At 67.3% G+C, this 12,834-nt stretch carries 17 protein-coding genes; all 17 read left to right on the forward strand.

Features of this window, described 5'->3' with window-relative positions:
* Positions 1-5: 5 nt before the first annotated feature.
* The 17 genes from QQZ13_RS14745 to rplE all read left to right on the forward strand — a co-directional run bounded on the left by QQZ13_RS14745 (position 6) and on the right by rplE (position 12,793).
* Entirely contained in the window at positions 6-2,126 is a 2,121-nt protein-coding gene (locus tag QQZ13_RS14745) for a hypothetical protein (protein WP_284530192.1), read from the forward strand.
* A 135-nt stretch (positions 2,127-2,261) separates the two neighbouring features.
* Positions 2,262-4,022, forward strand: coding sequence for a DUF4012 domain-containing protein (locus tag QQZ13_RS14750; protein ID WP_284530193.1), 1,761 nt, complete (start codon positions 2,262-2,264; stop codon positions 4,020-4,022).
* 73 nt (positions 4,023-4,095) lie between these two features.
* A complete protein-coding gene (locus tag QQZ13_RS14755; RefSeq protein WP_284530194.1) occupies positions 4,096-5,616 on the forward strand; it encodes a sugar transferase in 1,521 nt (506 codons plus the stop codon).
* A 391-nt stretch (positions 5,617-6,007) separates the two neighbouring features.
* Positions 6,008-6,316: a 30S ribosomal protein S10 gene (gene rpsJ, locus QQZ13_RS14760; RefSeq protein ID WP_005050520.1), complete on the forward strand. Its 309-nt coding sequence runs from the start codon at positions 6,008-6,010 to the stop codon at positions 6,314-6,316.
* A gap of 11 nt (positions 6,317-6,327) precedes the next feature.
* Entirely contained in the window at positions 6,328-6,987 is a 660-nt protein-coding gene (gene rplC / locus QQZ13_RS14765) for a 50S ribosomal protein L3 (RefSeq protein WP_284530210.1), read from the forward strand.
* A gap of 2 nt (positions 6,988-6,989) precedes the next feature.
* A complete protein-coding gene (gene rplD, locus QQZ13_RS14770) occupies positions 6,990-7,652 on the forward strand; it encodes a 50S ribosomal protein L4 (RefSeq protein ID WP_284530212.1) in 663 nt (220 codons plus the stop codon).
* Positions 7,649-7,948 carry a 50S ribosomal protein L23 gene (rplW, locus tag QQZ13_RS14775; RefSeq protein WP_284530213.1) on the forward strand — a complete coding sequence of 100 codons (300 nt, stop codon included), beginning with the start codon at positions 7,649-7,651 and terminating at the stop codon, positions 7,946-7,948. Before rplD ends, rplW begins: the two co-directional genes overlap by 4 nt.
* 24 nt (positions 7,949-7,972) lie before the next feature.
* Positions 7,973-8,812, forward strand: a complete 840-nt coding sequence (rplB, locus tag QQZ13_RS14780) for a 50S ribosomal protein L2 (protein WP_284530214.1) — start codon at positions 7,973-7,975, stop codon at positions 8,810-8,812.
* Positions 8,813-8,824: 12 nt separating this feature from the next.
* Entirely contained in the window at positions 8,825-9,106 is a 282-nt protein-coding gene (rpsS, locus tag QQZ13_RS14785) for a 30S ribosomal protein S19 (RefSeq protein WP_018187348.1), read from the forward strand.
* A gap of 38 nt (positions 9,107-9,144) precedes the next feature.
* The gene (gene rplV / locus QQZ13_RS14790) at positions 9,145-9,543 is read left to right on the forward strand and encodes a 50S ribosomal protein L22 (protein WP_284530215.1); all 399 of its coding nucleotides are present in this window, start codon (positions 9,145-9,147) and stop codon (positions 9,541-9,543) included.
* Positions 9,543-10,301: a 30S ribosomal protein S3 gene (gene rpsC / locus QQZ13_RS14795; RefSeq protein ID WP_284530217.1), complete on the forward strand. Its 759-nt coding sequence runs from the start codon at positions 9,543-9,545 to the stop codon at positions 10,299-10,301. Before rplV ends, rpsC begins: the two co-directional genes overlap by 1 nt.
* Complete coding sequence (gene rplP / locus QQZ13_RS14800) at positions 10,301-10,720, forward strand: 50S ribosomal protein L16 (RefSeq protein ID WP_018171451.1); 420 nt, start codon at positions 10,301-10,303, stop codon at positions 10,718-10,720. Before rpsC ends, rplP begins: the two co-directional genes overlap by 1 nt.
* A complete protein-coding gene (rpmC, locus tag QQZ13_RS14805; RefSeq protein ID WP_144807109.1) occupies positions 10,720-11,034 on the forward strand; it encodes a 50S ribosomal protein L29 in 315 nt (104 codons plus the stop codon). Before rplP ends, rpmC begins: the two co-directional genes overlap by 1 nt.
* A 137-nt stretch (positions 11,035-11,171) precedes the next feature.
* A complete protein-coding gene (gene rpsQ / locus QQZ13_RS14810; protein ID WP_067165812.1) occupies positions 11,172-11,438 on the forward strand; it encodes a 30S ribosomal protein S17 in 267 nt (88 codons plus the stop codon).
* A gap of 34 nt (positions 11,439-11,472) precedes the next feature.
* Complete coding sequence (gene rplN / locus QQZ13_RS14815; protein ID WP_018171454.1) at positions 11,473-11,841, forward strand: 50S ribosomal protein L14; 369 nt, start codon at positions 11,473-11,475, stop codon at positions 11,839-11,841.
* Between the two features lie 2 nt (positions 11,842-11,843).
* A complete protein-coding gene (rplX, locus tag QQZ13_RS14820) occupies positions 11,844-12,203 on the forward strand; it encodes a 50S ribosomal protein L24 (protein WP_284530220.1) in 360 nt (119 codons plus the stop codon).
* 2 nt (positions 12,204-12,205) lie between these two features.
* On the forward strand, positions 12,206-12,793 hold the full coding sequence (gene rplE, locus QQZ13_RS14825; RefSeq protein WP_284530222.1) for a 50S ribosomal protein L5: 588 nt from the start codon (positions 12,206-12,208) through the stop codon (positions 12,791-12,793).
* Positions 12,794-12,834 lie beyond the last annotated feature (41 nt).

Below are 12,834 nucleotides of genomic sequence, written 5' to 3' on the forward strand. Positions count from 1 at the left end.
CGCCCATGACGATCCACTTCCCGACCTCGCGACGCGCCGCAGTCGCCCGCCGCCCGTGGATGTTGGCCTCGGCGACGACAGCGGTCCTCCTGGCTGCCCTCCTGCCCCTTCCCGCGGCGAATGCGGCAACTGCTCCGGCAACCGCCGGCAGCCCTATGATGATCGGCAGCTCGCAGGGACTCGTCACACCGGCTGCCGCGAGCGTCGTGGGTCTCCCGCGCACGGCCCGGGCCGTGGCCGAGATCGATGGCTGGAAGATCGCCGGCTCCGACACCGTCGCAGAGGTCTGGCCGGAAGTGGGGAGCGTGAAGTCCGGGCGACTCGCCCTGGGGATCGATGCTCCCGTGCTGACCGCGACGCGAACGGCCGCGGAGACGACGGTGGCGGTCCAGGGTGCGACGTCCTACACCTTCGAGGCGTATGTCCGGGTGATGTCCAAGACCGCGAAGTCGGTGTCGGCCTGGTTCGCCGTCGGCGGGAAGGCGATCACCCTGCCGACGCTCAACGCCTCCTGGAAGCTCGTCACGGGGACGGTGACGACGCCGGCGGATGCGACCTCCGCCGCCGTCGCGATCCGCGTCTCCAAGTCGGTCCGTGGCCTCTCCGTGGATGCGCTCAAGCTCTACGCGACCGCCGACCCGGCCAAGACGAACCTGCTCCCCAACGGCTCCTTCGAGTCGGTGACAGCCCGCCGCGGAATCGTCAACACCTCCCTCGTGATGACGACGCCCACGGCGGCGCTCGCCGTCGCGATGCCGACCGGACGGACCACATGGGAGGTCTCCCGGAGCGGAAAGCGCGTGAAGTCCGGCGCGGTGACGAGCACGGGACCGATCACGGCGATCTCGCTGAGCGGCGTCGGGCAGGGTTACTACACCCTCAAGGTGCGCGGGAGCGACGGACGTCTGACCACGACCCAGATCGCGATCGTCGACAGCCCCAACCCCTGGGTCGCGCAGGACCGCCGGTTCGGGGTCGCTCTCCACGTCGACCGGAAGACCTACGACCACAGTGCGCGCTACACCCGCGCCCTCGGCATCGGGGAGATCCGGAACGACATCCACTGGCGATACGTGGAGAAGACGCGGGGCGTCTACGACTTCTCCACGTACGACCGGGACTTCGCCGAGCTGCGAGCGCAGGGCCTCGGCATCCTCGGCATCGTCGGCTACGGCAATCCCGCGTACGGGAAGTCGAACGCATATGCGCCGATCACGAGCACGGCCATCAGCGCATACGCGAAGTACGCGGCGGCCAGCGCCAAGCGCTACCCGCTCACCGGTATCGAGGTCTACAACGAGTTCAACCACAAGCCGAAGAACCTCTCGTCGTGCATCAGCGCCACGTGCTACCTGCGGATCCTGCGGGCCGTGGACTCCGCCGTCGGCAAGGTGAAGCCGAGCCTGCCGATCGTGGCGGGCGCTACCGCGCGCTACGACGCGGCATGGTTCAACCGGCTCTGGCAGTCCGGCGGGATCAAGTACGCGAACGCGGTCAGCTTCCACCCGTACGAGATCACCGGCGCTCCGGAGAAGGTCGCCGGCCTCCTCTCCAAGGCGCGCTCCAGCATGCGCACCTACGGCAAGACGACGAAGCCGATCTGGATCACCGAGCTCGGCACCTCCTCGCGCACGGGCAACCGCACGCCGGTCGAGCAGGCATCCGTGCTCGTGCGGACATCGGTCACGGCCTTCGCGAACGGCGCGCGCAAGTTCTACTGGTACGACCTCATCAACGACTCGCCGGATCGCGCAGATCAGGAGAGCAACTTCGGCCTGTACTCCCACCCGCGTTCGGGTGTCGCCGCGGTCGCCCCCAAGCAGGCGGGGTTCAACCAGGTGCTGACGATCACCCAGCTCGGTGGCAGGTCGTTCCGTGCCAGCGAGAAGCTCGGCACCGGCGTCGTCTCGCATGCATTCGGCACGTCGACCAACCTGGTCCGGGTCGTGTGGGCGCCCTCGGGCACGAAGGTGGCGACGATCAAGACGTCGAAGCCTGTGGTGGTCGTCGACTTCAACGGCGTCAAGAAGACGCTGAAGCCCAGCCGGGGTGTCGTGAAGATCAAGGTCACCAAGAACCCCGTGTTCGTGCGCAGCGGCTCCGCGACCGCCGGTGTCACCCGCTGAGCATCGCGCCGTAGAGGAGCCGCTGGCTCCCGCCCGGGCACTCTCGGACTGCGACCGGGGAGAGGTGCGGGCGGAGCCCGCTCACGGCTCGGCGCTGTGCCCGGGGGAGGGTCGTCGTCTGCTTAGGATGGACGTATGACCTTGCCGACGCGCCGCGAGGCCCGAGATGAGAAGCGTCGGTCGGCGAAGCCGACCGATCGCGCGCGCCGTCGACGCCTGCTGTGGATCGGCATCCCTTCTCTCGTCATCCTCCTGCTGCTCGCCTGGCTCGGATTCCGGGTGCTGACGGTGAAGACCTCGCTCGAGGCGGCACAGGCGTCGCTGCAGGACGCGCAAGCGGGTGGTGACGTCTCGTCGGCGATCGAGAGCGTGTCGCGGGAGGCGGGCACTGCTGCGTCCGCTGCCGGCGACCCCGTCTGGCGCGCCGCAGAGGTGATTCCGTGGGCCGGTGACAACCTGCGGGGAGTGCGGGTCGCCGCCGAGGCGCTCGATGTCGTCGCGAACCGCATCGGCAAGCCCGTGATCGATATGCAGCGGGACGGGCAGGGGAGCATCCTGTCACGGGCCCTTCCCGTGATCGCAGACGGAGGAGAGGCTCTGGCTCCCCTCACAGCCGAACTGGCCGCGCTCGAGACCAACGATGCGCTGATCGGCCCCGTCAAGGGCGGCGTCGTCCAGGTCAGCCAGGTCCTGTCGGGACTCCAGCCCGTGCTCGATCTCCTGCCCGGACTGCTCGGCGCGGACGGGGCGAAGAACTACCTGCTCGTCTTCCAGAACAACGCGGAGTCCCTTCCGCTCGGTGGCAGCGCGGCCTCGCAGACCATGATCAGAGCCGACAACGGCAGCCTCGCCATCGTCGGTCAGGCGAGCAGCACGACGTTCGACGGGATCGGAGACGTCGGCGTCGAGATCTCCGACGCCCTCCGCACCCTGTACGGCGTGACGTACGGCACCCGCATCAACATGTCGGTCACGCGACCCGATTGGCCGTCCGCCGCCCAGATGGTCGCGGCGTTCTGGAACAAGCGCGTCGACAAGACGCACGTCGACGGCGCGATCTCCATCGACCCGCTGGCACTCTCTCGAATCCTGCTGGCGACCGGACCGATCACCGTCCCGGGGCCCGAGGGCGACATCGAGCTGAACAACGAGAACGCCGTCGAGATCCTCCTCACCAAGACGTACGAGTGGTGGGACGCCTATACGCCGGAGGGCGGGGTCGGGTCCGACGCGTTCTTCGCGGCGACAGCGGCGAAGGTCTTCGAGGCCGTGTCCTCCGGCGCCTTCGATCTGAAGGACATGGCCTGGGCGGTGAGCGAGAGCATCGACCGCGGCAGCATCATGGCCTGGATGGAGGATCCCGAGGAGCAGGCGTTCATCGAGTCCTCGGGAAAGCTCGCCGGCATCCTGCCAACGGACAACTCCGTCGAGACGGCCCTGGGAGTGTACTTCCGGGACGTGTCGGCGTCGAAGATCGACTACTACCTGCGCACCTCGATCGATGCATCGATGACCTGTGCGGACGGGCTCACGAGAGTGACAGCGAGCGCGACCATGAACCTGGACATCACCCAGGAGGCCGCGGAGGCGCTGCCGGCCTATGTGCAGAGCTACCGGAACGGAAGCACCTACTACTCCAAGCACGTCTTCTTCTACGCCCCGCCCGGGATGGAGATCGAGAGCATGCGGATGGAGGGCGACTGGGTGAAGCCGTTCCGCGAGGGGAACATGGATCTCGGTCGTGTCGTCGCGCCCTTCGAGAGCAGGATGCCGCCCGGGAGCACGGTGACCGTCGAGGTGACGTTCGTCGGGGACGGCGAGTTCGGTCCGCTGTCCATCCGCTCCACCCCGATGGTGAAGCCCACCGAGGTCGAGGTCTCCGACACCTGCCATTGACACGGTGGCGCCGTTTCCCGCATTCGGCATCTCCGGTTAGATTGTCTATGAATCAGCCGGGACTTTCTCGTGAATGCCCGGTGACCATCGGACGACGGCGGGGCAGCGGAAGATCTTGGCTACATTGCAGGGACAAGTGGGGTGGCGGGCACGCCTCATCCCCGCACGCCGGTCCTCTCGCGACTGGCCGCGCCGGTACGGCTCCTGGCTGATCGTCAGCGACGTGGCCGTGGTGGTCGCCACGCTGGCGGTCTATCGCCTCGTCGCCATCCCCCCGGGTCCGACCCGGATGGCGTGGTCCTCGGAGGGGCCGTTCCTCTCCTACACCTTCGGACTGATCATCACCGCCGCCCTGTGGCTGGCCGCGCTGGCCCTCTTCGAGACGCGTGAACGGCACATCGTCGGCAGCGGCCCGAACGAGTACCGACGGGTGGCCAACGCGTCGTTCGCCCTCTTCGCGCTCCTGGTGTCGATCTGCTTCTTCTTCCAGATCGACGCTGCTCGGACCCTCTTCCTCGTGGCCCTGCCGATCGGCACCCTCGTGCTGATCTTCTCGCGATGGGCGTGGCGGCAGTGGCTGCGCACGCAGCAGCGCGGCCGGAAGTACGTGTACCGCACGGTGGTGATGGCCGAGCCCGGGAAGGCCGCCCACGTCATCGAGTCCATCGACCGCTCGCCGGGCACGGGCTTCGACGTCGTGGGAGTCGTCACCAGCCGGCAGGGGGATGCGATCGGCAGGGTGCCGATCCTGGGCGGGTTCTCGGACGCTGTGCGCGCCATCGACCTCGTCGACGCCGACACCCTCATCATCGCGGGGGCCGACGAGCTCGATCCGCGCACCATGCGCCGGATCGGCTGGGAGGTCGCCGACCGCGACGTCGACCTCGTGGTGGCCCCGGCGCTCACCGACGTCGCCGGTCCCCGCATCCACGCGACCCCGGCCGCCGGGCTTCCGTTCATCCACGTCGAGTTCCCGCGGCTGGAAGGATTCCGCCGGTTCGCCAAGCGGGCGTTCGACCTCGTCGCGTCCTTCCTGCTGATCGCCATCCTCTCGCCCATCATGATCGCCACGGCGATCGCGGTGCGCGTGGACTCGCGCGGGCCCATCTTCTACCGCCAGGTGCGGATCGGCCGCGGCGGTCGCGAGTTCGGCATGATCAAGTTCCGCTCGATGAACGCGGACGCCGACGATCAGCTCGCAAGCCTCCTGGACCTGCAGGGCACGAGCGACCAGCCGCTCTTCAAGGTGACCGACGATCCGCGCATCACGCGGGTCGGCCGCTTCCTGCGCAAGCACTCGATCGACGAGCTGCCGCAGCTGTTCAACGTGCTGACGGGCGACATGAGCCTCGTCGGCCCGCGGCCGCAGCGGGAAGGGGAGGTGGCGCTCTACGATGACGCCGCCCATCGCCGGCTGCTGGTGAAGCCCGGTATGAGCGGGCTCTGGCAGGTCAGCGGCCGCTCTGCGCTCAGCTGGGACGACGCCGTGCGCCTCGACCTCTACTACGTCGAGAACTGGTCATTCGTGCAGGACATCCAGATCCTGTTCCGCACATTCAGGGCCGTGCTCGCTCCCGGGGAGAGCGCGCACTGAGAAACGGCCGTGCGCGACACGCCCGAGTTTGCGACACGCCCGGGCGGCACGTAGACTAGTCAGGTTCCACATTCTTGCGTGCGCGCGTCAGCGCCGAGCAGGATCACTGCCAGGGCAGTGCATAGGCGGCGCCTCCTCTCCGAGGGCATGGTGCAGGGTCCTAGGCCGCGGGCAGCAGAACAACACATCCGACTCCTCACCTGGAAACAGGTTCCGCATGCGTGCGGGGAGAAGGACTGACATCAGAACAGCGGTGCAGCATCCCTCGACACGATCGGGAACCGGCCGGAAGGCAGGTGCCCGGACTCCGAGGACGAAGTACCCGGCGTAACCGCGCCACGTGCGTCCAATGCCCTCGAGGTACGACGCGAGAAAAGAGAGTGAGCAGACAATGGCGGGACAGAAGATCCGCATTCGCCTGAAGTCGTATGACCACGAGGTCATCGACACGTCGGCGCGAAAGATCGTCGACACCGTGACCCGTGCGGGCGCGACTGTCGTGGGCCCCGTGCCCCTTCCGACCGAGAAGAACGTCGTGTGCGTCATCCGGTCGCCCCACAAGTACAAGGACAGCCGCGAGCACTTCGAGATGCGCACCCACAAGCGTCTGATCGACATCATCGACCCGACGCCCAAGGCCGTCGACTCCCTGATGCGCCTCGACCTGCCGGCCGACGTCAACATCGAGATCAAGCTCTGAGGACGACGACCATGGCACACATCAACGAGAAGATTTCGAAGGGTCTGCTGGGCACCAAGCTCGGCATGACCCAGGTTTGGGACGAGAACGGCAAGCTCGTTCCCGTCACCGTCATCGAGGTCGCGCCGAACGTGGTCACCCAGGTTCGCACGCCCGAGAAGGACGGCTACAACGCGGTCCAGATCGCCTACGGGCAGATCGACCCGCGCAAGGTGAACAAGCCGCTGACGGCCCACTTCGAGGCCGCCGGTGTCACCCCGCGCCGCCACCTCACCGAGGTGCGCACGGCGGATGCCGCTGACTACTCACTCGGTCAGGAGCTCACCGTCGACGCCACCTTCGAGGCCGGCCAGCTGATCGACGTCGTCGGCACCAGCAAGGGCAAGGGCACCGCGGGTGTCATGAAGCGCCACAACTTCAAGGGCGTCTCCGCCTCGCACGGTGCGCACCGCAACCACCGCAAGCCCGGCTCGATCGGCGCCTCGTCGACCCCCAGCCGCGTCTTCAAGGGCATGCGCATGGCCGGCCGTATGGGTGGCGAGCGCGTGACCGTCCTCAACCTCACGGTGCACGCCGTCGACGCCGAGAAGGGTCTGCTGCTCGTCAAGGGCGCCGTCCCCGGTGCGCGCGGCCGCATCGTCTACGTCCGCAACGCAGTGAAGGGTGCCTGATCATGGCTGACTCGACTCTCGCGCTCGACGTCCACAGCGCCAGCGGAAAGAAGGCCGGTTCGGTCGAGCTTCCCGCCTCGCTGTTCGACGTCAAGACGAACATCCCGCTCATCCACCAGGTCGTCGTCGCGCAGCTCGCGGCGGCTCGCCAGGGCACCCACTCGACCAAGCGTCGCGGTGAGGTCTCCGGCGCCGGCCGCAAGCCCTTCAAGCAGAAGGGCACGGGTAACGCCCGTCAGGGCTCGATCCGCGCGCCGCACATGACCGGTGGTGGCATCGTCCACGGCCCGAAGCCGCGCGACTACTCGCAGCGCACCCCCAAGAAGATGATCGCGGCGGCCCTGCTGGGCTCGCTCAGCGACCGTGCTCGCGGTGGCCGTCTGCACATCGTCGACTCCTTCGGCATCGAGGGCGCGCCCTCGACCAAGGCGGCCGCGGCGGTCCTGACCGGCCTGTCCGCCGTCAAGAACGTCCTGGTCGTCATCGACCGCGACGACGAGCTCACGATCAAGAGCGTGCGCAACCTCGCGTACGTCCACGTGCTGCCCGTCGGCCAGCTCAACGCCTACGACGTGCTCGTCTCGGACGACATCGTCTTCACCAAGGCCGCCTACGACGCGTTCGTCGCTGCGAAGGCCGGCGCCACCGAGGAGGTCTCGGCATGACCGCCGTCAACAAGGACCCGCGCGACATCATCCTGAAGCCGGTCGTCTCCGAGAAGAGCTACGGGCTCATCGACGAGGGCAAGTACACGTTCCTCGTGGACCCCCGCGCGACCAAGACCGAGATCAAGCTCGCCATCGAGAAGATCTTCGGCGTCAAGGTCGCCGCGGTGAACACCATCAACCGCGTGGGCAAGGCCCGTCGCACCCGCTTCGGCATGGGCAAGCGCAAGGACACCAAGCGCGCCATCGTCACGCTGAAGTCGGGCACCATCGACATCTTCACGGCAGTCGGCTGACGGTCGGGATAGAGGACAACCAACATGGCTATTCGCAAGTACAAGCCCACGACCCCGGGTCGTCGCGGTTCGTCGGTGGCTGACTTCGCCGAGATCACGCGATCGACGCCGGAGAAGTCGCTGCTGCGCCCCCTGTCCAAGACCGGTGGCCGCAACAACCAGGGTCGCATCACCACGCGTCACATCGGTGGCGGCCACAAGCGCCAGTACCGCGTCATCGACTTCCGTCGCAACGACAAGGACGGCGTCAACGCCAAGGTCGCTCACATCGAGTACGACCCCAACCGCACCGCGCGCATCGCGCTCCTGCACTACTTCGACGGCGAGAAGCGCTACATCCTCGCGCCGAACAAGCTCCAGCAGGGCGATGTCGTCGAGTCGGGTGCCGGCGCGGACATCAAGCCGGGCAACAACCTGCCGCTGCGCAACATCCCCACCGGTACGGTCATCCACGCGATCGAGCTCCGTCCCGGCGGCGGCGCCAAGCTCGCCCGCTCGGCCGGCACCTCGGTGCGCCTGGTCGCGAAGGACGGCCCCTACGCCCAGCTGCGTCTGCCCTCCGGCGAGATCCGCAACGTCGATGCGCGCTGCCGCGCGACCATCGGCGAGGTCGGCAACGCCGAGCAGTCGAACATCAACTGGGGCAAGGCCGGCCGCAAGCGCTGGAAGGGCGTCCGCCCGACCGTCCGCGGTGTCGCGATGAACCCGGTCGACCACCCGCACGGTGGTGGTGAGGGCAAGACGTCCGGTGGACGTCACCCCGTCTCTCCTTGGGGCCAGGCTGAGGGTCGCACCCGCCACGCCAACAAGGAAAGCGACAAGTACATCGTCCGTCGTCGCAACGCCGGCAAGAAGCGCAAGTAGGAGTAGAGGAAGATGCCTCGCAGCCTTAAGAAGGGCCCCTTCGTCGACGAGCACCTGCTTCGCAAGGTCGTCTCGCAGAACGAAGCCGGTACCAAGAACGTCATCAAGACCTGGTCGCGCCGTTCGATGATCATCCCCGCCATGCTGGGACACACCATCGCCGTGCACGACGGACGCAAGCACATCCCCGTGTTCGTGTCCGAGACCATGGTCGGCCACAAGCTGGGCGAGTTCGCGCCCACCCGCACCTTCCGCGGCCACGAGAAGGACGACAAGAAGGGTCGCCGCCGCTGACGCGGGGGCGCTCCAGAGAGGACTAGAGGAGGAGAGACATGGTGGAATCCATCGCACGCGTGAAGCACATCCGCGTGACCCCTCAGAAGGCTCGTCGTGTCGTCGCGCTCATCAAGGGCAAGCAGGCTCAGGAGGCTCTCGCCATCCTGAAGTTCGCGCCCCAGGGTGCCAGCGAGCCGATCTACAAGCTCGTCGCCGCAGCGGTCGCCAACGCCCGCGTGAAGGCGGACAAGGACGGCGAGTACCTGGACGAGCAGGACCTGTACGTGAAGAACGCGTACGTGGACGAGGGCACGACGCTCAAGCGTTTCCAGCCCCGCGCCCAGGGCCGCGCCTTCCAGATCAAGAAGCGCACGAGCCACATCACGATCGAGCTGGCGACCCCCGAGGTCGCCGAGGCTCCGGCCGCGACCACGACCAAGAAGGCGAGCAAGTAATGGGACAGAAGGTCAACCCGTACGGCTTCCGCCTCGGCATCACCACGGACCACGTGTCGCGCTGGTTCTCCGACTCGACGAAGCCGGGCCAGCGTTACGCCGACTACGTGGCCGAGGACATCAAGATCCGCAAGCTCCTGCAGACGCAGCTGGACCGCGCCGGCGTGAGCGGGATCGAGATCGAGCGCACGCGTGACCGCGTTCGCGTCGACATCCACACCGCCCGCCCGGGCATCGTCATCGGCCGCCGCGGCGCCGAGGCCGAGCGCATCCGCGCCGACCTCGAGAAGCTCACCGGCAAGCAGATCCAGCTGAACATCCTCGAGGTCAAGAACCCCGAGGCCGACGCTCAGCTCGTCGCGCAGGGCATCGCCGAGCAGCTGTCTGCTCGTGTCGCCTTCCGTCGCGCGATGCGCAAGGGTCTGCAGGGCGCTCAGCGCGCCGGCGCCAAGGGCATCCGCATCCAGGTCTCCGGCCGCCTCGGCGGCGCCGAGATGAGCCGCTCGGAGTTCTACCGCGAGGGCCGTGTGCCCCTGCACACGCTCCGCGCGAACATCGACTACGGCTTCTACGAGGCCAAGACCACCTTCGGCCGCATCGGCGTGAAGGTCTGGATCTACAAGGGCGACCTCACCAACAAGGAGCTCGCTCGCGAGCAGGCCAACGCCCCGAAGTCCCGCGGTCGCGACGACCGCGGTGGCGACCGTCGCCGTGGCCCGCGCAGCGAGGCCCCCGTCGCAGAAGGAGCGTCTGCCTGATGCTTATCCCCCGCAAGGTCAAGTACCGCAAGCAGCACCACCCGGGTCGCTCGGGCCAGGCCACCGGTGGCACCAAGGTGTCGTTCGGTGAGTTCGGCATCCAGGCGCTCACGCCGGCCTACGTGACCAACCGTCAGATCGAGTCCGCTCGTATCGCGATGACCCGTCACATCAAGCGTGGTGGAAAGGTGTGGATCAACATCTACCCCGACCGTCCGCTCACCAAGAAGCCCGCCGAGACCCGCATGGGTTCCGGTAAGGGCTCGCCCGAGTGGTGGGTCGCCAACGTCAAGCCGGGCCGCGTCCTCTTCGAGGTCGCGGGTGTCAACGAGGAACTCGCTCGTGAGGCACTGACCCGTGCAATCCACAAGCTGCCTCTCAAGGCACGCATCATCAAGCGCGAGGAGGGCGACGCGTAATGGCCGTCGGCACCAAGACGCTCGCCCCGAGCGAGCTCGACACGTTCGAAGACCAGCGCCTCGTCGAGGAGCTGCGCAAGGCCAAGGAAGAGCTGTTCAACCTGCGCTTCCAGTCGGCCACCGGCCAGCTCGAGAGCCACGGCCGCATCCGTGCGGTCAAGCGCGACATCGCGCGGCTCTACACCGTGATCCGTGAGCGCGAGCTCGGCATCCGTGCCACGCCCGCGCCGGTGGAGGTCGCGACGAAGGCGAAGAAGACCAAGGCCAAGAAGGCGGACGCCGCCGACGAGGCCGCGAAGGAAGAGGCCGAGTGATGGCTGAGACTGAGAAGAAGGCGCCCGCCAAGAAGGCGCCGGCCAAGAAGCCTGCCGCCGCCAAGGCCGACGCCCCCGTGGCCGACGTCGCGGTCGCCGAGGCGCCCGCCAAGGGTCACGAGTCCGCCGCGCACGACGTGCGCGACGCCGACGCCCGTGGTTACCGCAAGGCCCGTCGCGGCTACGTGGTCAGCGACAAGATGGACAAGACGATCGTCGTCGAGGTCGAGGACCGCGTGAAGCACCCGCTCTACGGCAAGGTCATCCGTCGCACGTCCAAGGTCAAGGCCCACGACGAGGCGAACACCGCCGGCATCGGCGACCTCGTCCTCATCAACGAGACCCGTCCGCTCAGCGCCACCAAGCGCTGGCGTCTGGTCGAGATCCTCGAGAAGGCCAAGTAAGGCCCCGGCCTTCTTGGAACCCAAGGAGTAAGAAGTGATTCAGACCGAATCCCGCCTCAAGGTCGCCGACAACACCGGCGCCAAGGAGCTGCTCACCATCCGCGTGCTCGGTGGCTCGAACCGCCGCTACGCGGGTCTGGGCGACATCATCGTGGCGACCGTCAAGGACGCGATCCCGGGCGGAAACGTCAAGAAGGGCGACGTGGTCAAGGCCGTCGTCGTCCGCACCGTCAAGCAGACCCGTCGCGCCGACGGGTCCTACATCAAGTTCGACGAGAACGCCGCCGTCATCCTGAAGAACGACGGGGAGCCCCGCGGCACCCGCATCTTCGGACCGGTCGGTCGTGAGCTTCGTGACAAGAAGTTCATGAAGATCGTCTCGCTCGCCCCGGAGGTCATCTGATCATGGCGAACATCAAAAAGGGCGACCTGGTCCAGGTCATCACCGGCAAGAAGCAGGACAAGGGCGGCGACCGCGGCAAGCAGGGCAAGGTCCTCGAGGTCCTGACCGAGCAGAACCGCGTGATCGTCGAGGGCGTCAACTACGTCACGAAGCACAACCGCGTGGGCCAGTCCCAGCGCGGCACCAAGACGGGCGGCATCGAGACGATGGAAGCCCCGATCCACATCTCCAACGTCGCCGTCGTCGACCCCTCGACCAAGAAGCCGACCCGTGTCGGCCACCGTGTCGAGGAGCAGACGAAGGACGGCGTGAAGCGCACGGTTCGCGTGCGCTACGCGAAGAAGAGCGGCAAGGACCTCTGAACATGAGCACCACCACTGCCGCGGCGGCTGGCAAGATCCAGCCCCGCCTGAAGCAGAAGTACCAGGGCGAGATCAAGAAGGCGCTGCAGGACGAGTTCGGCTACTCGAACGTCATGCAGATCCCCGGGATCGTCAAGGTCGTCGTGAACACCGGTGTCGGCGAGGCTGCTCGCGACAGCAAGGTGATCGAGGGCGCGGTCGACGACCTCGTCAAGATCACCGGCCAGAAGCCGATCGTCACGAAGGCCCGCAAGTCCATCGCGCAGTTCAAGCTGCGCGAGGGCCAGGCCATCGGCGCGCACGTCACCCTCCGCGGCGACCGCGCGTGGGAGTTCCTGGACCGCCTGGTCAACCTGGCGCTGCCCCGCATCCGCGACTTCCGCGGCCTGTCGCCCAAGCAGTTCGACGGCCACGGCAACTACACGTTCGGTCTGCAGGAGCAGTCGGTCTTCCACGAGATCAACCAGGACAAGATCGACCGCGTCCGCGGCTTCGACATCACGATCGTCACCACGGCGAAGACGGATGACGAGGGTCGCTCGCTGCTGCGCCAGCTCGGGTTCCCGTTCAAGACGGACGACGCCCAGTAACACCCATCACGAAGGTCGGCTGTCGTGTAACGGCATCCGAA

This window comes from Microbacterium sp. T2.11-28 (assembly GCF_950097975.1).
Taxonomy (GTDB): Bacteria; Actinomycetota; Actinomycetes; order Actinomycetales; family Microbacteriaceae; genus Microbacterium.

Bases quoted from the DNA above. Each gene is read 5' to 3' on its own strand.
- rplD (WP_284530212.1), top strand. From the start codon at position 6,990: ATGGCTGACTCGACTCTCGCGCTCGACGTCCACAGCGCCAGCGGAAAG.
- rplX (WP_284530220.1), top strand. From the start codon at position 11,844: ATGGCGAACATCAAAAAGGGCGACCTGGTCCAGGTCATCACCGGCAAG.
- rpsC (WP_284530217.1), top strand. From the start codon at position 9,543: ATGGGACAGAAGGTCAACCCGTACGGCTTCCGCCTCGGCATCACCACG.
- rplC (WP_284530210.1), top strand. From the start codon at position 6,328: ATGGCACACATCAACGAGAAGATTTCGAAGGGTCTGCTGGGCACCAAG.
- rplB (WP_284530214.1), top strand. From the start codon at position 7,973: ATGGCTATTCGCAAGTACAAGCCCACGACCCCGGGTCGTCGCGGTTCG.
- rplV (WP_284530215.1), top strand. From the start codon at position 9,145: ATGGTGGAATCCATCGCACGCGTGAAGCACATCCGCGTGACCCCTCAG.
- QQZ13_RS14750 (WP_284530193.1), top strand. From the start codon at position 2,262: ATGACCTTGCCGACGCGCCGCGAGGCCCGAGATGAGAAGCGTCGGTCG.
- QQZ13_RS14755 (WP_284530194.1), top strand. From the start codon at position 4,096: ATGCCCGGTGACCATCGGACGACGGCGGGGCAGCGGAAGATCTTGGCT.
- rpsJ (WP_005050520.1), top strand. From the start codon at position 6,008: ATGGCGGGACAGAAGATCCGCATTCGCCTGAAGTCGTATGACCACGAG.
- rpsS (WP_018187348.1), top strand. From the start codon at position 8,825: ATGCCTCGCAGCCTTAAGAAGGGCCCCTTCGTCGACGAGCACCTGCTT.
- rpmC (WP_144807109.1), top strand. From the start codon at position 10,720: ATGGCCGTCGGCACCAAGACGCTCGCCCCGAGCGAGCTCGACACGTTC.
- rplE (WP_284530222.1), top strand. From the start codon at position 12,206: ATGAGCACCACCACTGCCGCGGCGGCTGGCAAGATCCAGCCCCGCCTG.
- QQZ13_RS14745 (WP_284530192.1), top strand. From the start codon at position 6: ATGACGATCCACTTCCCGACCTCGCGACGCGCCGCAGTCGCCCGCCGC.
- rplW (WP_284530213.1), top strand. From the start codon at position 7,649: ATGACCGCCGTCAACAAGGACCCGCGCGACATCATCCTGAAGCCGGTC.
- rplP (WP_018171451.1), top strand. From the start codon at position 10,301: ATGCTTATCCCCCGCAAGGTCAAGTACCGCAAGCAGCACCACCCGGGT.